Origin of the sequence: Kluyvera georgiana ATCC 51603 (assembly GCF_001654985.1) — a bacterium.
In the GTDB taxonomy this organism is placed as follows: Bacteria; Pseudomonadota; Gammaproteobacteria; order Enterobacterales; family Enterobacteriaceae; genus Kluyvera; species Kluyvera georgiana.
In genome coordinates, this window is the sequence record NZ_LXEU01000064.1 from 1 (window position 1) to 22,898 (window position 22,898).

The following is a 22,898-nucleotide window of genomic DNA, read 5'->3' on the forward strand; positions in this document are numbered from 1 at the left end:
AGAAGAAGCCCGCAGTGATATTTTTGATTACATCGAAATGTTTTATAACAGTAAGCGTCGGCATGGTTCTAGCGAACAGATGTCACCGACAGAATATGAAAAACAGTATTATCAACGGCTCGGAAGTGTCTAGATTATCCGTGGCGATTCAGTACGTTATGTCACCAGAAATGAGACAGGTGAACCCGTTGTAAAAATGCCGGATGACGATGTGCTGAAGGAAGCAACTGAAAGCCTGGGGGTGTTGCCAGAGACTGGTATGGAAAGGGCTAAAGGCATTGTTCTGGTAGAAGGAAAGTCGGATGTCACTTTCCTGAGGCATGCGGCCAGTTCATTTAAACAATCAGGTGTGCTGCCAGCCTCTCTTGAGGACGTGAAAATTGTGCCAGTCCTCATAGGAGGATGCGGGAGCGTCAAACACTGGGTTACCTTAAATCTGGCCAACGATCTGGGGCTTCCCTGGTGCGTATTTCTGGACTCCGATATTGGGGGAGACCCTGCACAGGTTCTGTCCATTCAGAAACGTAAAAAAGAAGTGGAGGAAGCCGGTAAGGTATTCTTCGCCACGCGCAAACGTGAAATAGAGAACTATCTCTGCCCGGATCTGATCGAAGAAATTACCGGTGTAGCAGTCACGTTTACGGACACCTGTGACGCTAAAAAAATAATCGGCCGGGCTGTGGGAATGAAACCCGATAATGTGCTTGATAAATTCTGGCCCCAGATGACAGCGGAAAGAATAATCTCAAGATCAACCTATCATGACGGAACGCAGGAAAGAATTGAACTGATTGAGATCCTGAGCGACATTATTTCCATGACGAGATAATGTGTTAAAATAATCGCAGCTGCATATATTCCGGTCCACAGCAAAGGACCGGAGTATAGAATATAAAAAACCCGAAATTAATCGGGTTTTAATTATTTAACGTTTAACAGGATCCCGTGCCCGGGAGTGATTTAAAATTACGCTTATCATGGCGTTTTTGCAATCTTTATTTTTGACTGCCAAGCCATTTATTCATCTGCTCGATTTCACCTTTCTGAGCTTTAATGATGTCCTGCGCAAGCTTTCTCATTTCGGGATCTTTTCCGTATTTAAGCTCGGTCTCAGCCATTGCTATTGCTCCTTCATGGTGTGCGATCATACCTTTTGCAAAGGCCTTATCGGGATCGGGCTCATTAACGGCGGCCATCATTTTTTCATGCATGTCTTTCATGCCAGCCATATATTCCTGTGACGATGCCGATGAGTGCATATCTGACATTTTCATTTCCGAATGTTCGGCAGAAATTGCTGGCAGGGATAACATTAATATAACAAAAAGGGTGTTTTTGATTTTCATTTAATAAATCCTTTTCAGGTAGGTACCGGTTAATTGTAGCTGAGTCATATAAAAAAGCCCCCTGATGGGGGCAAAAATGTCACAACATATCCGGTTAAGGAATAATCTATCAAGGAAAGGGTAAAAAGCACGGATACTACAGTCGCATTCAGCCTACATTGATCATGCGGCGGTGCGCTTCGGCCATGGCCTGATGTGGGCCGGACTGACCGTTATTCATGAATTCATGGGCAACCGCTGCTCTTTCATGCTCATCCATCGCCGCGTAAGACGTTGAAGGGACGGTCGTGGATACTGTGTTATTTCCCATCATCTTCTGATGACTTTCCACCATTTTCTGGTGCGCATCTGCCGATCCGTTCGTCATGGTTTCATGAGCAATAATGGCCTGTTCATGCTGGTCCATACCGGTCATACGGGGAGCAGTCCCCTGGATCCCGACAGGAGCCGCAGCAGACTGCATCTGGTGAGCAGGGGCCTGTGCATTGTTGACGCGCTCATGGATATTCACGGTTTCAGTGGCCCAGGCCGAAGAAATTAAACCAAAGCCCAGCAAAGATGCTAATACGATATTTTTCATGATAACTCTCCATTTCTCAATTAATGATGTCCGGGGAAGTACAACCGGTGTTTTCAGTTTCATAACTTAAACAGGTTCGGCAGTTCTTATTTCTCCGGGAGATGGCTGGATATTCATTCCTGGCGTACTCTGACGCCGGGTATTGATGAAGCAATCCAGCCTTCCTGATAAGTTGCACTAATTATATCGAATGGCTTCTGTTTGCTGCATGACAGGCTAATGACATCTTTGTCATTTAAATCTTTATTCTCAGTGTTGGGGATCCGGAATCATTTTCTCCAGTCTGGGTACGGATAAAATAAAACGTGTCGAGCGTATATCCGATTCCACATGCACTCTTCCGTGATGTGCTTCCACGATTGACTTCACAATCGCAAGACCGATGCCGCTGCCTTCTCCTTTTCGTTGTCTGGACGGATCCACCCGATAAAAACGGTCAAACAGCCTTGATAAATGCTCTTCAGGGATTGGTTTCCCCGGATTTTCAATCACAAGGTCAAAAAAGCTCCCCTGTTTTCTTATTGAGACGGTGATTGCCTGTCCCTCAGGGGTATAACGCAGGGCATTGGATAACAGATTATTGATCGCTCTTCTAAACATTTGTGGATCTCCCTCGACCAGACAGGGCATCCCGTTAAATTTGAGCGTGATATTGCGTTCTTCGGCCCAGGCTTCGAAAAACTCGAAGACTTTCATGACTTCCGCTCTGAGGTCAAACATGACCCTGTCAGGTATCAGCTGATTATTATCTGCCTGTGCCAGGAACAGCATATCGCTGACCATTTTGGTCATCCGGTTATACTCTTCAAGACTGGAATAGAGGACATCCTCAAGTTCCCTCTGTGTTCGATCCTGACTCAGTGCGATTTCAGTCTGCGTCACCAGATTGGTGATGGGCGTTCTGATCTCATGCGCGATATCGGCAGAGAAATTGGCCTGGCGGGTAAAGACATCCTCAATCTTTCCAATCATATGATTGAACGAGATAACCAGTTGCTCCAGCTCAATGGGAACGCGTGTCGGTTCCAGTCGCGCATCAAGATTCTCGGAGGTGATGTTTTTAATGGCATTGCTGACATTACGAAGGGGCAGGTGCCCCTGACGGACAGCGATTCGAATGATCAGAACAATCAACAGGCTTATCACGACGGCAATCGCAATCAGGTTCTTTTTCAGCGCATCGAGGTAATGGAGATGGAAATTAATGGATAGGCCAGTCAGCATGACATAGTTCTGCTGTTTGCCCTGAAATATCGCCTGACCAGAGGAGGCGATAATCCTGTATGTTTCCATCTTCATTTCGGACCCGGTATCCATCGGTCCCGCAGGATCCTCCACCGTCCAGAGAAAGACATCCCGTGCGCGGCTGTGCTCGCTAAAATCTGCTGAATTCACTGCCGGGCGTAGTGCCGCCCCCTGAGCTGAGCTAAAGAGCACTTCACCCCTGGGATTGAGGAGCAAAAGGGCAACGTTGCGGTAGCTGGCAATTGATTCCTTTATTTTGCTTATTTTTTTATCATCCGGATCCACCGGGGACTGCAGTATACGGTTCAGTGTGGTGCTGATTTGTTGAAGATCGCTGACATCCTGCTCGGCAAAATGATTTTCAACAGAATGCAGCATAAACCAGGTGAAGGCGATAAAAGCCAGTATCGTGGACAGGCTGATAAAAAAGGTCAGCCGCAGAGCGAGTGAGAAAGGGCGTCTGGAAGGTTTGCTATGCATCCGGGACCTCCAGCATGTAGCCCACGCCCCGGACTGTCTGGATCAGCTTTGTCTCGTAATCGTTGTCTATTTTAGCGCGGAGTCGCTTTACTGCGACATCGATCGCATTAGTGTCGCTGTCAAAATTCATGTCCCAGACCTGAGAGGCAATCAGGGAGCGGGGAAGAACCTCTCCCTGATGGCGAATGAAGAATTCCAGCAGGCTGAACTCTTTACTGGTGAGCACAATGCGGTTTCCGGCGCGACTGACTTTTCTGGATACGAGATCAATCGAGAGGTCAGCCACCTTAAACTGGCTTTCCGTGATCATCGTGTTTCCCCGCCTCAGAAGGGTTCTCACCCGGGCGAGCAGTTCGGCAAACGCAAAGGGTTTAACCAGATAATCGTCCGCACCCAGTTCCAGTCCTTTGACCCTATGTTCGATCGTGCCGAGGGCTGTCAGCAGTAAGACCGGCATACCCTTTCCGGCAGTGCGCAGCATGCGGATGATATCCCAGCCGTTCACATCAGGTAGCATGATATCCAGAATGACTAAATCATACTCGGCTGTCATGGCGAGATGATATCCGGTAAGACCATTATCAGCGTGATCCACTACGAACCCTGCCTCTGTAAGCCCTTTGCTGAGATATTCACCTGTTTTAATTTCGTCTTCGACGATCAATATTTTCATCTTGCTCCCCGGCTGGCTGCTAATGTCATTCTATTGCGCCCACGATCGTTATCAACGGATTACAGCAAAAATGACAACATTGTCATTATCCTGTCACTCGGCAAACAGAGAGCGTTAGGTAAAGTACCCCTATCAATACTCTGGACTTCATTTGAACCATTTACCAGGTCTGCCTGGACGAGAAGCGTTATGTTCAAATTAAAATTACTCAGCATTAGCACGATATTCATCCTGGCAGGCTGCGTGTCGCTTGCGCCTGAATATCAGCGGCCCGCAGCACCGGTACCCCAGCAGTTTTCACTGTCCCATAACAGCCTGACGCCAGCGGTAAATGGCTATCAGGATACGGGCTGGCGTAACTTTTTTGTCGATCCCCAGGTTACCCGGTTGATCGGTGAAGCTCTGACTAATAACCGTGATTTGAGAATGGCTGCCCTGAAGGTTGAAGAGGCCCGAGCCCAGTTCAACGTCACGGATGCAGATCGTTACCCCCAGCTGAATGCCTCATCCGGGATAACATACAGCGGTGGTCTGAAAGGTGACAAGCCGACCACACAGGAGTACGACGCGAGACTGGAGCTCAGCTATGAGCTCGATTTTTTCGGCAAACTTAAGAACATGAGTGATGCTGACCGCCAGAACTACTTTGCCAGCGAAGAAGCCCGTCGGGCCGTACACATCCTGCTGGTCTCCAACGTTTCACAGAGCTATTTCAGCCAGCAACTGGCGTACGAACAACTCCGTATTGCGCGGGAAACGCTGAAAAATTATGAACAGTCCTATGCTTTCGTTGAGCAACAGCTCGTGACCGGGAGTACGAACGTTCTGGCACTTGAACAGGCGAGAGGACAAATCGAAAGTACCCGCGCCGAAATAGCCAAACGAGAAGGCGATCTGGCTCAGGCAAACAATGCCCTGCAACTGGTGCTGGGAACGTACCGCGCACTTCCGTCAGAAAAAGGGATGAAAGGCGGGGAGATCGCACCAGTAAAATTGCCACCAAATCTATCTTCACAAATTTTGCTGCAGCGACCGGATATTATGGAAGCGGAATATCAGCTGAAAGCGGCTGATGCCAATATTGGCGCAGCGCGAGCGGCCTTTTTCCCCTCCATTACCCTGACCAGTGGTCTTTCCGCAAGCAGTACGGAGCTGTCAAGCCTGTTTACGTCAGGAAGTGGAATGTGGAATTTTATCCCTAAAATTGAAATTCCTATTTTTAATGCTGGCAGGAATAAAGCCAATCTGAAGCTGGCTGAAATTCGCCAGCAACAATCGGTGGTTAATTACGAACAAAAAATTCAGTCAGCCTTTAAGGATGTTTCCGACACGCTTGCGCTGCGCGACAGCCTTAGCCAGCAACTTGAGTCACAGCAGCGTTATCTTGATTCACTTCAGATAACTCTCCAGCGTGCCAGAGGATTATATGCAAGTGGTGCTGTCAGTTACATCGAAGTGCTGGATGCAGAACGTTCCCTCTTCGCTACGCAGCAAACCATTCTCGATCTTACCTATTCCCGACAGGTTAACGAAATTAATCTGTTTACCGCGCTGGGTGGCGGTTGGGTAGAGTAAATTTATTTAATTAATCAGGAAATTAAAAATGCGTAATTCACTTAAAGCCGTTTTATTTGGTGCCTTCTCTGTCATGTTTTCTGCCGGTCTTCATGCTGAAACACATCAGCATGGCGATATGAATGCTGCCAGTGATGCTTCGGTACAGCAGGTTATCAAGGGCACCGGTGTCGTTAAAGACATTGATATGAATAGTAAAAAGATTACCATTTCGCACGAAGCAATCCCTGCTGTGGGCTGGCCTGCAATGACCATGCGCTTCACTTTTGTTAATGCAGACGACGCTATCAATGCCCTGAAAACCGGCAACCATGTCGATTTCTCGTTTATTCAGCAGGGCAATATCTCCTTACTCAAAAGCATTAACGTTACGCAATCCTGATTATCAGTCCGGAGCGAATACATCCAGTGCGCCTGAACATTCATTAAGGGATTACTGTGAATGAATGATCGGGCGCATATGCCAGGTGTTTTGATTTTTCAGCGAGAAATTGTATGGCTTCTTTAAAGATAAAATATGCTGCAATAATTATCAGCAGCCTCATAGCAGGAGGGCTGATATCGGTTACTGCCTGGCAGTATGTAAACTCATCACAAAAAACAGTACAAACCGAACAAAAGGCACCGGAGCGAAAGGTACTTTTCTGGTATGACCCGATGAAACCGGATACCAAATTTGATAAACCCGGAAAATCTCCCTTTATGGATATGGACCTGGTGCCAAAATATGCTGATGAAAGCGGCGATAAAAGCAGTGGCGGGATCCGTATCGATCCAACGCAGGTTCAGAATCTGGGATTAAAAACGCAAAAAGTCACGCGAGGAATGCTGAATTATTCTCAGACAATCCCGGCTAATGTCAGTTACAACGAGTATCAGTTTGTCATTGTGCAGGCGCGCTCTGACGGTTTCGTCGAAAAAGTGTATCCCCTGACGATTGGCGATCATGTGAAGAAAGGCACTCCGCTTATCGATATCACCATTCCTGAATGGGTTGAGGCACAAAGTGAGTTCCTGCTGTTATCCGGTACAGGCGGTACGTCAACCCAGATAAAAGGGGTTCTGGAGCGACTTCGTCTAGCTGGTATGCCGGAAGAGGATATTCAAAGGCTGCGTTCAACCCGCACAATCCAGACCCGTTTTACCATTAAAGCACCTATTGATGGTGTCATTACTGCGTTTGACCTGCGCACCGGAATGAATATTTCGAAAGATAAAGTAGTGGCTCAGATTCAGGGGATGGACCCGGTCTGGATCAGCGCTGCAGTGCCAGAATCTATCGCATATCTGCTGAAAGATACGTCGCAGTTTGAAATTTCGGTACCGGCTTATCCGGATAAAACATTCCATGTCGAAAAATGGAACATTCTTCCCAGCGTGGATCAGACAACCCGTACGCTTCAGGTCCGTCTCCAGGTTTCTAATAAGGATGAGTTTCTCAAGCCGGGCATGAATGCCTATCTGAAACTGAATACCAAGAGCCAGGAGATGCTGCTGATACCAAGCCAGGCCGTTATCGATACCGGCAAAGAACAGCGCGTGATTACTGTTGATGATGAAGGCAAGTTTGTGCCGAAACAGATCCACGTTCTGCATGAATCACAGCAACAGTCCGGCATTGGCTCCGGCCTGAATGAAGGCGATACCGTGGTGGTCAGTGGCCTGTTCCTCATTGACTCCGAAGCCAATATTACGGGCGCGCTGGAACGTATGCGCCACCCTGAAAAAACAGAAAACAGTATGCCAGCAATGTCTGAGCAGCCTGTAAATATGCATTCAGGGCACTGAGGAGACGACGATGATTGAATGGATTATCCGGCGCTCTGTCGCCAACCGTTTCCTGGTCATGATGGGCGCACTGTTTCTCAGCATCTGGGGCACATGGACGATAATTAACACGCCGGTCGATGCGCTGCCTGACCTGTCAGATGTGCAGGTCATTATTAAAACCAGCTATCCCGGACAGGCCCCGCAGATTGTAGAAAACCAGGTCACCTATCCGCTTACCACCACCATGCTGTCCGTACCTGGCGCAAAAACCGTGCGTGGCTTTTCACAGTTCGGTGATTCGTATGTGTATGTCATTTTTGAAGACGGCACCGATCTGTACTGGGCCCGTTCGCGCGTGCTGGAATACCTGAATCAGGTTCAGGGCAAACTGCCTGCGGGTGTGAGCTCTGAAATCGGCCCGGACGCCACGGGAGTGGGCTGGATATTTGAATATGCCCTTGTCGATCGCAACGGAAAACACGACCTTTCAGAACTGCGCTCTCTGCAGGACTGGTTCCTGAAATTTGAGCTGAAAACCATCCCGAACGTGGCTGAGGTCGCTTCGGTTGGCGGCGTGGTGAAACAGTACCAGATTCAGGTCAATCCGGTAAAACTGTCCCAGTACGGTATCAGCCTGCCCGAAGTGAAACAGGCACTTGAATCGTCTAACCAGGAGGCCGGTGGCTCATCCGTTGAAATGGCCGAAGCGGAGTATATGGTCCGTGCCAGCGGTTATCTTCAGAGCATTGATGATTTTAATAACATCGTCCTGAAAACAGGTGAGAACGGCGTGCCGGTTTATCTGCGGGATGTTGCCCGCGTGCAGACCGGGCCCGAAATGAGGCGTGGTATTGCCGAGCTGAACGGCCAGGGAGAAGTCGCTGGCGGCGTGGTGATCCTGCGGTCGGGTAAAAATGCGCGCGACGTTATCACGGCAGTGAGGGATAAACTGGAGACGCTGAAGGCCAGCCTGCCGGAAGGCGTTGAAATCGTGACCACCTACGATCGCAGCCAGTTAATCGACCGGGCGATTGATAACCTCAGTTCCAAACTTCTGGAAGAGTTTATCGTGGTGGCCATCGTCTGTGCTCTGTTCCTGTGGCACGTACGTTCTGCCCTGGTGGCGATTATCTCTCTGCCGCTTGGCCTGTGTATCGCCTTTATCGTCATGCACTTCCAGGGACTGAACGCCAATATCATGTCGCTGGGAGGGATAGCGATTGCCGTCGGTGCGATGGTGGATGCCGCCATTGTGATGATTGAAAATGCGCACAAACGGCTTGAGGAGTGGGATCATCAGCATCCGGGTGAGCAGATTGACAACGCCACCCGCTGGAAGGTGATTACCGACGCCTCCGTGGAAGTGGGACCCGCGTTGTTCATTAGCCTGCTGATCATCACCCTGTCCTTTATTCCTATCTTTACCCTGGAAGGGCAGGAAGGTCGTCTGTTTGGCCCGCTGGCATTCACGAAAACGTACTCCATGGCGGGAGCGGCCGCACTGGCCATCATCGTCATTCCTATTCTGATGGGATTCTGGATCCGGGGGAAAATTCCTGCCGAGACAAGTAACCCCCTGAACCGGGTGCTGATCAAAGCGTATCATCCTTTGCTGCTGCGGGTCCTCCACTGGCCAAAAACAACCCTGCTGGTTGCGGCCTTGTCCATTTTCACGGTTATCTGGCCACTGAGTCAGGTGGGCGGTGAATTTCTGCCGAAGATTAACGAGGGCGATCTGCTGTATATGCCGTCGACCTTGCCTGGCGTCTCTCCGGCAGAAGCTGCAGCGCTCCTGCAGACAACAGACAAGTTAATCAAAAGCGTTCCTGAAGTGGCTTCTGTATTTGGCAAGACCGGTAAAGCAGAGACCGCAACGGATTCCGCGCCGCTCGAAATGGTGGAAACCACGATCCAGCTCAAACCTGAGGATCAGTGGCGTCCCGGCATGACAATTGACAAGATTATTGATGAACTCGACAGGACAGTCCGTTTACCGGGTCTGGCAAACCTCTGGGTGCCGCCTATCCGTAACCGTATTGATATGCTCTCAACCGGGATCAAAAGCCCGATAGGTATCAAAGTGTCCGGGACTGTTCTGTCCGATATCGACGCGACGGCGCAGAGTATCGAGGCGGTAGCCAAAACCGTGCCTGGCGTGGTGTCTGTCCTGGCTGAGCGACTTGAGGGCGGGCGCTACATCGATATCGATATCAACCGGGAGAAAGCCTCCCGCTACGGGATGACGGTAGGTGATGTCCAGCTGTTCGTCTCTTCAGCAATCGGAGGTGCTATGGTGGGTGAGACGGTTGAAGGGGTGGCCCGGTACCCTATTAACATTCGCTACCCGCAGGATTACCGGAACAGTCCGCAGGCGCTGAAACAGATGCCGATCCTGACCCCGATGAAGCAGCAGATCACGCTGGGCGATGTCGCGGATATTAACGTCGTTTCTGGACCAACCATGCTGAAAACCGAAAATGCCCGGCCAGCCAGCTGGATTTATGTTGATGCCCGCGGCAGGGACATGGTGTCGGTGGTTAACGACATTAAGACGGCCATCAGCGAGAAAGTGAAACTGAGACCGGGAACCAGTGTGGCATTCTCCGGACAGTTTGAACTGCTTGAGCATGCCAACAAGAAACTGAAGCTGATGGTGCCGATGACGGTGATGATCATTTTCATCCTGTTGTATCTGGCATTCCGCCGGGTTGACGAAGCCCTGCTGATCCTGATGAGCCTGCCGTTCGCCCTGGTTGGCGGAATATGGTTCCTGTACTGGCAGGGCTTCCATATGTCAGTGGCGACCGGAACCGGGTTTATCGCCCTGGCCGGGGTGGCAGCAGAGTTTGGCGTGGTCATGCTGATGTATCTGCGTCATGCCATTGAAGCGCACCCGGAATTGTCCCGTAAAGAGACGTTCACACCGGAAGGTCTTGATGAAGCCCTCTATCATGGTGCCGTACTGCGTGTCCGGCCGAAAGCCATGACCGTGGCGGTGATCATTGCGGGTCTGCTGCCAATACTCTGGGGAACCGGCGCAGGTTCAGAAGTCATGAGCCGTATTGCTGCGCCAATGATTGGTGGGATGATCACGGCTCCGCTGCTGTCCCTGTTCATTATTCCTGCCGCCTACAAATTAATCTGGCTGCGCAGACATAAAAAAAGCGTGTCATAACCCTGAAAGGGCGCCCCCAGTGGGCGTCCTTCTGCACTGATTCACCCTGACGTCAGGGTTTATATCGATAATATACAGAGGTGAGTATGAAAAAAGTGGTTCTAATGGCCCTGGCTCTCGGCCTGTCACTGCCTGCAATGGCGAGTGAAAAAGTCATTGATATGTACAAATCTGAAAACTGTGGCTGTTGTTCCCTGTGGGGCAAAGCGATGGAAAAAGACGGGTTCGAAGTGCGAACTCACGTCATGAATGATCAGGCGCTGTCAGCCCTGAAAGAAAAGCATGCTGTTCCTGCTGGACTACGAAGTTGTCATACCGCGGTTGTAGGTAATTTGATCATTGAAGGCCATGTGCCTGCGGCAACGATACATAAGGCCATGCAGTCTGGTTCGGGTATATACGGTCTCGCCACCCCCGGTATGCCAGCAGGAAGTCCGGGAATGGAGATGGGGGCCCGAAAAGAGGCTTACGATGTTATCGCATTCTCACCGGAGGGCAGTAAAAAAGTCTTCCAGCGAATCGAATAGTCAGCGGAACGGCTGATAACGGGACGCCGGCAGCAGGCACTCTTATGCCGGCGGCATTCGTGGTAATCGCATCCATGACATATCCTGAAGACAGAAAATGCTTCAGATATGCATAAGGAGAGTTACTGTGAAAAATGACAATGCAGTGGAACATAACAACCAGACTGCTTCTGAGCAGACATCATCCCCGGACGAGAGTCACGCATTGCATAAGGTGAGAGATCCCGTGTGCGGGATGGTCATCCTGCCTGACAAGGCGCACAGCAGCATTCGATACCAGGACCATCAGCTTTATTTCTGCTCCGCCAGCTGTGAGAGCAAATTTAAAGCCCATCCCGATCATTATTTTACCGAAGATGCCAGTGAACATCACCATCACCACGACCACCATGAAGTCAGCCCTGATAAGATAAAACAGTCTCACCGCCAGGCGGAGAAAGAGATTTCTGAAGGTGTGTGGACATGTCCGATGCATCCGGAGATACGCCGTAGTGGTCCCGGAAGCTGTCCTGTCTGTGGAATGGCACTGGAGCCGCTCGTAGCTACGGCATCCACGGGGACGAGTGATGAACTTCGCGACATGACAAGACGCTTCTGGCTGGGGTTGTTGCTGGCGTTTCCGGTTCTGATACTCGAAATGGGTTCTCATCTGTTTCCCGCTTTGAGGAATACAGTACCGCCACAGTACAACACATGGCTGCAGTTACTTCTGGCCTCTCCTGTCGTTTTGTGGTGTGGCTGGCCATTCTTCGCCCGGGCCGGAATGTCGTTACGTAACCGCTCCCTGAATATGTTTACCCTTGTTGCAATGGGGACCGGCGTAGCCTGGGTTTACAGCGTCATTGCAACCGTCTTCCCCTCCTGGTTTCCTGCATCGTTCAGAAACATGGATGGCCTGGTGGCCATTTATTTTGAAGCCGCAGCTGTTATTACGGTGCTTGTTCTGCTGGGACAGGTCCTTGAATTGCGGGCAAGGGAACAAACCTCAGGTGCCATTACTGCGCTTCTTAACCTTGCCCCCAAAACCGCCAGGCGGCTGGATCAAGACGGTCATGAAACGGATATTAATGCGGAAGATGTCCTGCCTGGCGATAAGCTCCGCATCAGACCTGGAGAGAGTATTCCGGTCGACGGTATCGTGGTCGAAGGCAAAACAACCGTTGATGAATCGATGGTGACCGGGGAATCTATGCCTGTTACCAAAACGGAGGGTGACCCTGTCATCGGGGGGACCATTAATCAGACAGGTAGTCTTATCATCCGTGCAGAGAAAGTCGGTGATGAAACGATGCTCTCACGAATTGTTCAGATGGTCGCTGATGCACAGCGTTCGCGGGCCCCCATCCAGAGAATGGCTGACAGCGTTTCAGGCTGGTTTGTTCCTCTGGTGATACTTATCGCGGTTGTTGCTTTCATGATCTGGTCTGTCTGGGGGCCCGAGCCCAGGATGGCGCACGGTCTCATTGCGGCTGTGTCGGTCCTGATTATTGCCTGTCCCTGCGCGCTGGGGCTGGCCACGCCGATGTCGATAATGGTGGGGGTGGGCAAAGGAGCCCAGGCCGGGGTGTTAATCAAGAATGCCGAAGCCCTTGAGCGTCTTGAAAAAGTGGACACGCTGGTTGTCGACAAAACAGGCACGCTCACGGAAGGTTCGCCGACGGTGACAGGGATTATCAGTCTCAATCCGGGTGGGGAAACATCTCTTTTGCGTGTAACGGCCGCAGTGGAAAAAGGCTCGCAGCATCCGCTGGGTATGGCAGTAGTTAAAGCAGCACAGGAAAAGGGGATCGCAATACCCGCAGTCACTCATTTCAATGCGCCGTCGGGTAAAGGTGTCTCAGGCGATGTCGAAGGTCAACGGGTTGTTATTGGTAATGAACTGGCTATGCAGGAAAACAGTATCGTTATTGATAATCAAAAGGCCGTTGCGGATACGTTGCGGATGGAAGGCGCTACCGTTATCTATGTGGCCACAGACGGGCACCTTGCAGGCCTGATAGCTATCTCGGATCCCGTGAAAGCAACCACGCCGGATGCGCTTAAAGCTTTGCGTCAGGCGGGGATCCGCATCGTTATGCTCACCGGGGATAACCAGCTTACCGCTGAAGCAGTCGCACGGAAACTGGGAATAGATGAGGTTGAAGCCGGGATTCTGCCGGATGGCAAAAAAGCAGTGATAACCCGACTGAAAGCGTCTGGCCATGTGGTTGCGATGGCCGGAGACGGTGTGAATGATGCCCCGGCGCTGGCAGCGGCTGACGTGGGTATAGCCATGGGAACGGGTACAGATGTGGCAATTGAAAGTGCCGGAGTCACCCTTCTCAAAGGCGACTTGATGATACTGAACAGGGCCCGTCATCTGTCAGAAATCACCATGAAAAATATCCGACAGAATCTGTTTTTTGCATTTATCTACAACGCACTTGGCGTGCCTGTGGCTGCAGGTCTGCTTTATCCTGTGTATGGAATACTGCTGTCGCCAGTTATTGCGGCGGCGGCCATGGCTCTTTCCTCCGTCAGCGTCATTGTGAATGCGTTGCGTCTGAAAAGTGTCAGGCTCGGGAAATAACACTGAGTGAAGGGGCTGTTACGAACAGAAGGAGTCCAGTATGAAAAGTACCACCTATGCGCTTATTGCTGTCGCCGCGATCGCGGCATTTGCCCTCCTGCGCGAACACTGGTCACATGTGGCAGGTTACTGGCCATATCTGTTATTGCTGGTCTGCCCGCTAATGCATCTTTTCCACGGCCACGGAGGGCATGGAGATCATCAACATCAAGGAAGTGAAAACGATAAAAAAAATTAATCCGGCAGACGGGGCCGCGTCGCGGCCCCGTTATCAGTCCAGGTATCGTTCGTAGTCTCTGGCATGCGCAAAGGCATGCTGTTCAAGTTTGTTATCAGCGGGTGCCGCTGCCCGGAACGCCAGTGAGTTAACAGGATTGTTATTGATGACCAGCTCGTAATGCAGATGAGGACCGGATGAACGTCCGCTGTTACCGGATAACGCAATAGCGTCTCCCCGGGTAACCCTGGCCCCTTTAGTAACGAGTATTTTATTGAGGTGGAGATAGCGAGTTTTAACACCGGCTTTTCCCGTTACTTCAACAAAATATCCCATGGTACTGTTGTATTCGGCCCGGGTGATTTTTCCGTCGATGACGCTGACTATTTTCGTGTTCATGGGCATGGAATAATCAATGCCATTATGGGGACTCACTTTTCCCGATACCGGGTTAAGTCTTGCAGGATTGAAAGGCGAACTGAGTCTTGCTGTGGCCGGTAACGGATAATCGAGACTGCCTTTCCCGGAAGTATCGGAAAGGTTATAGAACTTTTTATCTGATATACGATACGCCGTGTAATTAAATGAACCGGACGTAAATTTATAGGCCACGACACGTGATTTTCCCGCTTTCTTTTGCAGTACGAGTTTTAATGATTCATTTTTTTTCAAATGCCGCAGATTAAACCGGGAAGGCAAGGAGCGCTGAAGAGTAGCGATCTCGTTCGATTCCAGCCCCGAGCGGGTGGCTGAAAGGTAGGCATTTTCTTTTACGACATCGGTAGAATACATTTACTGGAATTCGCCGTTAGCATGAACACTGCGGCGTATGCTAGGGGTTTTCAGGAGGCGTGTCATCTGTCAGTTAATCGGGAGCACCGTTGATGGTCGTCATTTTTGTAACATATCTTGTTTCCCGTTTGCTCCTGAAGCTCTGGGAACTGTATGACCAGCCCGACGGTGATGATTAACGGGACTGAAACAGGTTACGGCAGAGCAATATGGGGCTCATGTCCTGCTACGTAACCCGTCAGTAAAGCCCTGCTGCGCACCTGACGCTAAGCACTAACCCGCCTGCAGTTACCTGGTCGAATACAGCCCGCGAAGCTTTCTTGCCTGCGTCTGATGTGCTTCCGCACCGGCATTATTGACCTGCTCATGCACGAGAGCGGCTTTTTCTCCGGCATTCAGTTCGTTAAAAGAAGAAGACGAGGTCTTTGAATTTGCATCACTGCCGGACAGCATTTTTTTATGTTCCTCAATCATTTTCTGATGCGCATAGGACGCGCTGTTGTTCATAAATGAATGAGCAACAATGGCCCTTTCATGTTCATTCATTTCAGAGAATGAGGGCGTGTTGTTTTTATTAACCCTGTCCGGTAAGTTTTCATGCGTCGAGGAATTCACATGACTGACGGCTGAGGCATTATTAACAAATCGATGTGCTTCATGGGCAATATCACTGGACTGAGCAAAAGCTGCCCCACAAAATAAAGCTGTAAACGCAGTGGTCGTGATTAATATATTCATGTGTAATTACCTTCTGAGGTACATAAAAGATGTCCTTATGATCATATATAAAAATAATCAACCTGTGGGGAAGATGACGTAAATGTAATACAGCTATGTACATTACACGATTGTAATGAATTTGTTTCTTAAGGTGTGCTAGATTCATTTCATTGTAGTGGATGAACCAGTAATTTAATTTATATCGGTTCTCGAATTCTGTCAGTAACCATACTTTAAATAAGGGAATGCGCATGCTGTTGAAAACGTCTCGACGAACTTTCCTGAAGGGGTTAACCCTCTCTGGCGTAGCCGGAAGTCTTGGCGTATGGAGTTTCAATGCGCGTTCCAGTCTGAGCCTGCCAGTTGCCGCATCCCTGCAGGGTACTCAGTTTGACCTGACCATTGGTGAAACGGCCGTCAATATCACGGGCAGTGAGCGTCAGGCCAAAACAATCAATGGAGGCCTGCCGGGGCCCGTTCTTCGCTGGAAAGAAGGTGACACCATTACCCTGAAGGTCAAAAACCGTCTTAATGAACAGACGTCCATTCACTGGCACGGCATTATTCTTCCGGCCAATATGGATGGTGTTCCGGGGCTGAGTTTTATGGGCATAGAGCCTGATGATACCTACGTTTACACCTTTAAGGTTAAGCAGAACGGGACTTACTGGTACCACAGCCATTCCGGTCTGCAGGAACAGGAGGGGGTATACGGTGCCATTATCATCGATGCCAGGGAGCCAGAACCGTTTGCTTACGATCGTGAGCATGTGGTCATGTTGTCTGACTGGACCGATGAAAATCCTCACAGCCTGCTGAAAAAATTAAAAAAACAGTCGGATTACTACAATTTCAATAAACCAACCGTTGGCTCTTTTTTCCGCGACGTGAATACCAGGGGGCTGTCAGCCACCATTGCCGATCGGAAAATGTGGGCTGAAATGAAAATGAATCCGACTGACCTCGCGGATGTCAGTGGCTACACCTACACCTATCTCATGAACGGGCAGGCCCCGCTGAAAAACTGGACCGGACTGTTCCGTCCCGGTGAAAAGATACGCTTACGGTTTATCAACGGCTCGGCAATGACCTATTTCGATATCCGTATCCCCGGGCTGAAAATGACGGTCGTGGCTGCAGATGGCCAGTATGTAAACCCGGTTACCGTTGACGAATTCAGGATTGCCGTTGCCGAAACCTATGATGTCATTGTGGAGCCTCAGGGTGAGGCCTATACCATCTTCGCACAATCCATGGACAGGACCGGTTACGCTCGAGGGACACTGGCCACGAGAGAGGGGTTAAGTGCTGCCGTTCCCCCCCTCGATCCCCGTCCTCTGTTGACCATGGAAGACATGGGTATGGGGGGAATGGGACATGATATGGCAGGAATGGACCACAGCCAGATGGGAGGCATGGATAACAGCGGAGAGATGATGTCTATGGACGGTGCTGACCTTCCGGATAGCGGGACATCCTCCGCGCCCATGGATCACAGCAGCATGGCCGGTATGGATCATTCCCGGATGGCCGGAATGCCGGGTATGCAAAGTCATCCTGCGTCAGAAACGGATAACCCACTGGTTGATATGCAGGCGATGAGCGTCTCTCCGAAATTAAATGATCCGGGTATTGGTCTTCGAAATAACGGAAGAAAGGTTCTCACGTACGCGGATTTGAAAAGCCGCTTTGAGGATCCTGACGGACGTGAACCTGGCCGTACCATAGAACTGCATTTAACCGGCCACATGGAAAAGTTTGCCTGGTCATTTAACGGAATCAAGTTTTCAGATGCCGCACCGGTGCTGCTGAAATACGGTGAGCGGCTCAGGATCACGCTGATCAACGATACCATGATGACTCACCCCATTCACCTGCATGGTATGTGGAGCGATCTGGAAGATGAAAACGGTAATTTCATGGTTCGTAAACACACAATAGATGTTCCCCCTGGTACAAAACGCAGTTACAGAGTGACAGCAGATGCGCTTGGCCGCTGGGCGTATCACTGCCATTTGCTCTATCACATGGAAATGGGAATGTTTCGTGAAGTCCGGGTGGAGGAATGATGCGAATGAAGAGAAATTTGAAGGCCATACCTGTTCTGGTCGCCGGTTTGTTTACCTCACAGCTTTCTATTGCGGCGGGCTCCGTCTCTGCAGATCCCCACGCCGGGCACGACATGTCTGCCATGCAGATGCCAGCAGATGAGAATTTCACTGAGATGACGTCAATGGAGCCCATTGTAACTGAGAGCAGAACGCCAATTCCGCCTGTTACCGATGCCGACCGGAAGGCTGCATTCGGCAATTTACAGGGGCATGCGATTCACGACAGTGCGATTAATTATCTGGTTCTGCTGGATCAACTGGAATGGCAACGGTCGGATAACACCAACAATTTCAGCTGGAGTGTTAACAGCTGGATTGGAGGCGACACAGATCGGATTTGGCTAAAGAGTGAAGGTGAACGAAGCAATGGGGAAACGGAGGCGGCTGAAGCGCAGTTACTCTGGGGACATGCGGTTGGCCCATGGTGGGATTTGGTTGCGGGTGTCAGGCAGGATTTCAGACCTGCTTCTGCCCGGACCTGGGCTGCTGTCGGTTTTCAGGGGCTGGCACTCTATAATTTTGAGTCTGAAATTTCGGGTTTTGTCAGTAATGGCGGAAAAGCAGCCCTTCGTCTGGGAGGAGAATACGACGTTTTACTGACTAACCGGCTCATACTCCAGCCATCCTATGAGGTGAATTTCTACAGTCAGGATGATGAATCGCGGGGTCGCGGCAGGGGACTGACTGACACAGAGCTGGGGCTCCGGCTGCGCTATGAAATACGCCGTGAGTTTGCACCCTATATAGGCGTTTCCTGGAATCAACTTTACGGGAAAACATCCGATATGGCGAAAAGAGAAGGTGAGAAAGACCATCAGGTAGTATTCCTGGCGGGAGCCAGAATCTGGTTTTAACGCACTGATATAAAACACTCAACTAAACAGGTAAATAAAATGTCGATTTTAAATAAAGCCATTCTTACAGGTGGCCTCGTTATGGGCGTTGCTTTCTCTGCTATGGCCCATCCGGAATTAAAAAGCTCTGTGCCACAGGCTGATTCAGCCGTAGCGGCCCCGGAAAAGATTCAGCTTAATTTCTCGGAAAATCTGACCGTGAAATTCTCAGGTGCAAAATTAACGATGACGGGTATGAAAGGCATGTCATCACATTCTCCGATGCCGGTCGCGGCAAAAGTGGCGCCAGGCGCTGACCCTAAATCGATGGTCATTATTCCGCGAGAGCCTTTACCCGCTGGCACTTATCGTGTTGACTGGCGCGCGGTTTCTTCAGATACGCACCCTATTACCGGTAATTACACCTTTACAGTGAAGTAATATTATGAACGACCTGATTATGATTGTTATTCGTTTTCTTCTTTATCTGGATTTGATGGTAATATTTGGATTGCCATTTTTTCAGATATATGGAATAAGCGGTGTCAGACATGAAACCTATAACCTGACTAATTTCAGGTCGTTTATAACCTTTGCTGTTGTTACAGGCATCATTCTTACTGGCATTAATATGCTCCTGGTATCTAATGCCATGAGTGGAGTAACTGACCTCAGAGAATTATCCATCCATGTTATCGAGATGGTGATAGAAGAAACTGATGTGGGTATTAGCTGGATTGTCAGGCTCTGTGCCCTGTTTACCACACTCGGTGCTTTGTTCCTTTACACTAATAAGAGAGTATTGTCCTGCCTGCTGATGACGATGAGTGGGGGCGTGGCGCTGGCTACACTTGCCTGGGGAGGACACGCCGTTATGCATGACGGTCTGCATTACTATCTCCATTTACTGAGCGATCTGACCCATCTCGGCGCTGCAGGTGCCTGGACAGGTGCTCTGGTTGCATTTGCTATCCTGCTGATGCGCAGAAACGAGCATAATGCACAGAGCGTCATTGTGATATCTGACTCCCTGGCAAAATTTGCCACGGCAGGAACGGTGATTGTTGTAGCCCTGATCCTGAGTGCGCTGGTCAACTATCTGTATATTGCTGAGGGTAACTTAACTCCCTTATTCAACAGTTCCTGGGGGAGGATATTGCTTGCCAAGACGGCTCTGTTTGTTCTGATGCTTCTTCTGGCTGCAGCAAACCGGTTTCACCTGGGTCCCCGGCTTGAAGTTATGGTCAGGGAAGGGAATTATGATCGCAGCGTTGCCCTGATGCGAAACAGCATCCTGACAGAATTCGTTGTTGCGATTATCATTCTGGGCGCCGTAGCGTGGCTCGGAATGCTTGCTCCGTCTCAGGTCAGCTAGGGGACAGCCAAAGCTCATGCGTGAGATTTTTACTTTCATATCAGCGAGTTGACCATGCAGCGTATTTTAATCGTTGAAGACGAACAAAAAACAGGTCGTTACCTGCAGCAGGGACTGGTTGAGGAAGGCTATCAGGCCGATCTCTTTAATAATGGCCGCGATGGTCTCGGGGCCGCGTCGAAGGGACAGTATGATTTGATAATACTGGACGTGATGCTGCCTTTCCTCGACGGGTGGCAAATCATCAGCGCACTGAGGGAGTCCGGGCACGAAGAACCGGTCCTGTTTTTAACCGCAAAGGACAACGTGCGGGACAAAGTGAAAGGACTGGAGCTTGGCGCAGATGACTACCTGATTAAGCCCTTTGATTTTACGGAGCTGGTTGCACGTGTAAGAACCCTACTGCGCCGGGCACGCTCGCAGGCCGCAACAGTCTGCACCATCGCCGATATGACCGTTGATATGGTGCGCCGGACCGTGATCCGTTCGGGGAAGAAGATCCATCTCACCGGTAAAGAATACGTTCTGCTTGAGTTGCTGCTGCAACGCACCGGAGAAGTGTTACCCAGGAGTCTTATCTCGTCCCTGGTCTGGAACATGAATTTTGACAGTGATACGAATGTGATTGATGTCGCCGTGAGACGTCTGAGAAGTAAAATTGATGATGACTTTGAGCCAAAACTGATCCATACCGTTCGCGGTGCCGGATATGTCCTGGAGATCAGAGAAGAGTGAGGTTCAAAATTTCCCTGACCACACGCCTGAGCCTGATTTTTTCTGCGGTGATGCTTACGGTATGGTGGTTATCAAGTTTTATCCTGATTAGCACCCTTAATGGCTATTTCGATAATCAGGACCGCGATTTTCTGACAGGTAAACTTCAGCTCACCGAAGAGTTTCTTAAAACAGAGACGTTCAGGAACAAAACGGATATTAAGTCATTATCAGAAAAAATAAACGATGCGATGGTGGGGCACAATGGCTTATTCATTTCTATAAAAAACATGGAAAATGAAAAAATTGTTGAACTCTATGCCAAAAATTCTGTTGTTCCAGCGGTCCTGCTTAATAAGTCGGGTGATATTCTCGACTATATGATCCAGACGGAAGAAAATAACACCGTGTACCGCAGTATCTCGCGGCGGGTTGCCGTGACGCCGGAACAGGGTAAAAGCAAACATGTCATCATTACGGTTGCCACGGATACTGGGTATCACACCCTGTTTATGGACAAACTCAGTACCTGGCTGTTCTGGTTCAATATCGGTCTGGTCTTTATTTCTGTTTTTCTGGGCTGGCTGACCACACGTATTGGTCTGAAACCGCTACGGGAAATGACCAGTCTGGCTTCCTCCATGACCGTACACAGCCTGGATCAGCGTCTAAATCCCGATCTGGCTCCGCCGGAAATCTCTGAGACCATGCAGGAGTTCAATAATATGTTTGATCGCCTGGAGGGGGCATTCCGGAAACTGTCAGATTTCTCGTCTGACATCGCGCATGAGCTGCGCACACCAGTCAGTAATCTGATGATGCAGACGCAGTTTGCACTGGCTAAGGAAAGGGATGTTTCGCATTACCGCGAAATTTTATTCGCTAACCTGGAAGAACTGAAAAGGTTGTCACGAATGACCAGTGACATGCTTTTTCTGGCACGTTCAGAGCATGGTCTGCTGCGGCTGGATAAACATGATGTGGATCTGGCAGCCGAACTGAATGAATTACGTGAGTTGTTCGAGCCCCTGGCAGACGAAACAGGAAAGACAATCACGGTTGAAGGAGAGGGCGTTGTTGCCGGAGACAGCGATATGCTCCGACGTGCTTTCAGTAACCTGCTTTCCAATGCAATCAAGTATTCTCCCGATAACACCTGTACAGCGATACACCTTGAGCGTGACAGTGACTGTGTGAACGTGATGATTACGAATACGATATCCGGCCAGGTTCCCGCTAATCTGGAACGTTTGTTTGACCGGTTCTATCGCGCAGACTCATCAAGGTTCTACAACACGGAAGGCGCGGGGCTGGGATTATCAATTACAAGGTCGATCATTCATGCTCACGGCGGCGAGCTGTCAGCAGAACAGCAGGGGCGGGAAATTGTGTTCAGTGTGCGTCTGTTAATGGATTAATACCGTTATTCAGGAGAAACCCGGAAGGTGACAAAAATGTCATCGTTCAGTCACGCGATAAACAGAGGCGGTTTTTTATAATCAGCCATAAATCAGGACAGCGTGATAATTCAATCGCCCGGTTCCTAGCATGATGATCAACCAGCCCTGAGATCAAATGCTTTCTCTGTTATAAGCATTGATTGTTCGGGTATGAAAACACCGGAGACCCAACCATGAAAAAGATCCTTGTATCCTTTATTGCCATGATGGCTGTCGCTTCATCTGCCTGGGCTGCAGAGACAATGAACATGCATGACCAGGTAAATAATGCCCAGGCGCCTGCCCATCAGATGCAATCATCCGCTGAAAAAAGTGCAGTTCAGGGGGAGAGCATGAAAATGATGGATATGAGCGGTCACGATCAGGCCGCAATGTCCCATGAAATGATGCAAAACGGCAATTCTGCTGCCCATCAGGACATGGCTGAAATGCATAAAAAAATGATGAAATCCAAGCCAGCAGCTTCTAACGAAACAGCAAAATCATTTTCCGAAATGAACGAGCATGAGAAAGCCGCTGTTGTGCATGAGAAGGCGAATAATGGTCAATCTTCCGTTATTCATCAGCAGCAGGCTGAAAAGCATCGCAGCCAGATCACCCAGAATTAACCCGCAGCTCCACTTGTTAGACCCTCATTTGACGCCGAAGTCACTGGCTTACGCTCCCGTCCGGGAGCGTTTTTTTAACTCTCTCATAAATTTTCAACTGTCAAGGGAATGGCATTCATCTGACCAAC

General features: G+C 49.8%; 21 protein-coding genes and 1 pseudogene. 16 read left to right on the plus strand and 6 right to left on the minus strand.

The genetic code is table 11. From position 1 onward, the window contains the following. Both M989_RS15650 and M989_RS15655 read left to right on the plus strand, forming a co-directional pair. Nucleotides 1-133 (plus strand): IS3 family transposase (locus tag M989_RS15650; RefSeq protein ID WP_139154801.1); only part of this gene is annotated, 133 nt, incomplete at its 5' end. Between the two features lie 12 nt (nucleotides 134-145). Continuing rightward, nucleotides 146-829, plus strand: a pseudogene (locus M989_RS15655) (TOPRIM nucleotidyl transferase/hydrolase domain-containing protein); the annotation flags it as partial. A 166-nt stretch (nucleotides 830-995) separates the two neighbouring features. Here the strand turns inward: M989_RS15655 and copM are convergent. From copM to silR, 4 genes are all read right to left on the minus strand, one after another. Beyond that, nucleotides 996-1,346: a CopM family metallochaperone gene (copM, locus tag M989_RS15660; protein ID WP_006785879.1), complete on the minus strand. Its 351-nt coding sequence runs from the start codon at nucleotides 1,344-1,346 to the stop codon at nucleotides 996-998. A 148-nt stretch (nucleotides 1,347-1,494) separates the two neighbouring features. Then, nucleotides 1,495-1,926 (minus strand): silver-binding protein SilE, encoded by a 432-nt coding sequence (gene silE, locus M989_RS15665; RefSeq protein ID WP_006785880.1) that lies wholly within the window; start codon nucleotides 1,924-1,926, stop codon nucleotides 1,495-1,497. A 249-nt stretch (nucleotides 1,927-2,175) separates the two neighbouring features. Continuing rightward, complete coding sequence (gene silS / locus M989_RS15670) at nucleotides 2,176-3,651, minus strand: copper/silver sensor histidine kinase SilS (protein ID WP_000555738.1); 1,476 nt, start codon at nucleotides 3,649-3,651, stop codon at nucleotides 2,176-2,178. Beyond that, on the minus strand, nucleotides 3,644-4,324 hold the full coding sequence (gene silR, locus M989_RS15675; protein WP_000697968.1) for a copper/silver response regulator transcription factor SilR: 681 nt from the start codon (nucleotides 4,322-4,324) through the stop codon (nucleotides 3,644-3,646). The genes silS and silR overlap by 8 nt, the downstream gene beginning before the upstream one ends. 189 nt (nucleotides 4,325-4,513) lie before the next feature. Between silR and silC the strand changes: the two genes are divergently transcribed. From silC to M989_RS15710, 7 genes are all read left to right on the plus strand, one after another. Further along, complete coding sequence (silC, locus tag M989_RS15680) at nucleotides 4,514-5,899, plus strand: Cu(+)/Ag(+) efflux RND transporter outer membrane channel SilC (RefSeq protein WP_000475503.1); 1,386 nt, start codon at nucleotides 4,514-4,516, stop codon at nucleotides 5,897-5,899. A gap of 28 nt (nucleotides 5,900-5,927) precedes the next feature. Then, nucleotides 5,928-6,281, plus strand: a complete 354-nt coding sequence (gene cusF, locus M989_RS15685; RefSeq protein WP_001246153.1) for a cation efflux system protein CusF — start codon at nucleotides 5,928-5,930, stop codon at nucleotides 6,279-6,281. Nucleotides 6,282-6,394: 113 nt separating this feature from the next. Then, nucleotides 6,395-7,687 (plus strand): Cu(+)/Ag(+) efflux RND transporter periplasmic adaptor subunit SilB, encoded by a 1,293-nt coding sequence (gene silB, locus M989_RS15690; RefSeq protein ID WP_001485328.1) that lies wholly within the window; start codon nucleotides 6,395-6,397, stop codon nucleotides 7,685-7,687. Between the two features lie 10 nt (nucleotides 7,688-7,697). Then, entirely contained in the window at nucleotides 7,698-10,844 is a 3,147-nt protein-coding gene (silA, locus tag M989_RS15695) for a Cu(+)/Ag(+) efflux RND transporter permease subunit SilA (protein WP_000574021.1), read from the plus strand. A gap of 86 nt (nucleotides 10,845-10,930) precedes the next feature. Then, nucleotides 10,931-11,371 carry a DUF411 domain-containing protein gene (locus M989_RS15700; protein WP_002436620.1) on the plus strand — a complete coding sequence of 147 codons (441 nt, stop codon included), beginning with the start codon at nucleotides 10,931-10,933 and terminating at the stop codon, nucleotides 11,369-11,371. Between the two features lie 97 nt (nucleotides 11,372-11,468). Then, nucleotides 11,469-13,940, plus strand: coding sequence for an Ag(+)-translocating P-type ATPase SilP (gene silP / locus M989_RS15705; protein ID WP_129244003.1), 2,472 nt, complete (start codon nucleotides 11,469-11,471; stop codon nucleotides 13,938-13,940). Nucleotides 13,941-13,980: 40 nt separating this feature from the next. Then, complete coding sequence (locus tag M989_RS15710; RefSeq protein ID WP_000843497.1) at nucleotides 13,981-14,178, plus strand: DUF2933 domain-containing protein; 198 nt, start codon at nucleotides 13,981-13,983, stop codon at nucleotides 14,176-14,178. Nucleotides 14,179-14,211: 33 nt separating this feature from the next. On the opposite strand, the gene M989_RS15715 is transcribed toward M989_RS15710, so the two are convergent. Beyond that, nucleotides 14,212-14,949 carry a peptidoglycan DD-metalloendopeptidase family protein gene (locus M989_RS15715; protein WP_004118669.1) on the minus strand — a complete coding sequence of 246 codons (738 nt, stop codon included), beginning with the start codon at nucleotides 14,947-14,949 and terminating at the stop codon, nucleotides 14,212-14,214. A 288-nt stretch (nucleotides 14,950-15,237) separates the two neighbouring features. After that, nucleotides 15,238-15,687: a copper resistance protein gene (locus tag M989_RS15720; RefSeq protein WP_001023257.1), complete on the minus strand. Its 450-nt coding sequence runs from the start codon at nucleotides 15,685-15,687 to the stop codon at nucleotides 15,238-15,240. 233 nt (nucleotides 15,688-15,920) lie between these two features. On the opposite strand from M989_RS15720, the gene pcoA reads away from it, so the two are divergent. The 7 genes from pcoA (at nucleotide 15,921) to pcoE (ending at nucleotide 22,770) form a co-directional block, all read left to right on the plus strand. After that, entirely contained in the window at nucleotides 15,921-17,738 is a 1,818-nt protein-coding gene (gene pcoA, locus M989_RS15725; RefSeq protein WP_000925242.1) for a multicopper oxidase PcoA, read from the plus strand. Nucleotides 17,739-17,743: 5 nt separating this feature from the next. Beyond that, on the plus strand, nucleotides 17,744-18,634 hold the full coding sequence (gene pcoB, locus M989_RS15730; protein WP_006785895.1) for a copper resistance outer membrane transporter PcoB: 891 nt from the start codon (nucleotides 17,744-17,746) through the stop codon (nucleotides 18,632-18,634). 39 nt (nucleotides 18,635-18,673) lie between these two features. Then, the gene (gene pcoC, locus M989_RS15735; RefSeq protein WP_000025662.1) at nucleotides 18,674-19,054 is read left to right on the plus strand and encodes a copper resistance system metallochaperone PcoC; all 381 of its coding nucleotides are present in this window, start codon (nucleotides 18,674-18,676) and stop codon (nucleotides 19,052-19,054) included. 55 nt (nucleotides 19,055-19,109) lie between these two features. Continuing rightward, a complete protein-coding gene (gene pcoD / locus M989_RS15740) occupies nucleotides 19,110-19,988 on the plus strand; it encodes a copper resistance inner membrane protein PcoD (protein ID WP_229692861.1) in 879 nt (292 codons plus the stop codon). Between the two features lie 54 nt (nucleotides 19,989-20,042). Further along, nucleotides 20,043-20,723, plus strand: coding sequence for a copper response regulator transcription factor PcoR (gene pcoR, locus M989_RS15745; RefSeq protein ID WP_001188930.1), 681 nt, complete (start codon nucleotides 20,043-20,045; stop codon nucleotides 20,721-20,723). After that, a complete protein-coding gene (pcoS, locus tag M989_RS15750) occupies nucleotides 20,720-22,120 on the plus strand; it encodes a copper resistance membrane spanning protein PcoS (protein ID WP_006785898.1) in 1,401 nt (466 codons plus the stop codon). Before pcoR ends, pcoS begins: the two co-directional genes overlap by 4 nt. A gap of 215 nt (nucleotides 22,121-22,335) precedes the next feature. Beyond that, entirely contained in the window at nucleotides 22,336-22,770 is a 435-nt protein-coding gene (gene pcoE / locus M989_RS15755) for a copper resistance system metallochaperone PcoE (protein WP_004388336.1), read from the plus strand. Nucleotides 22,771-22,898 lie beyond the last annotated feature (128 nt).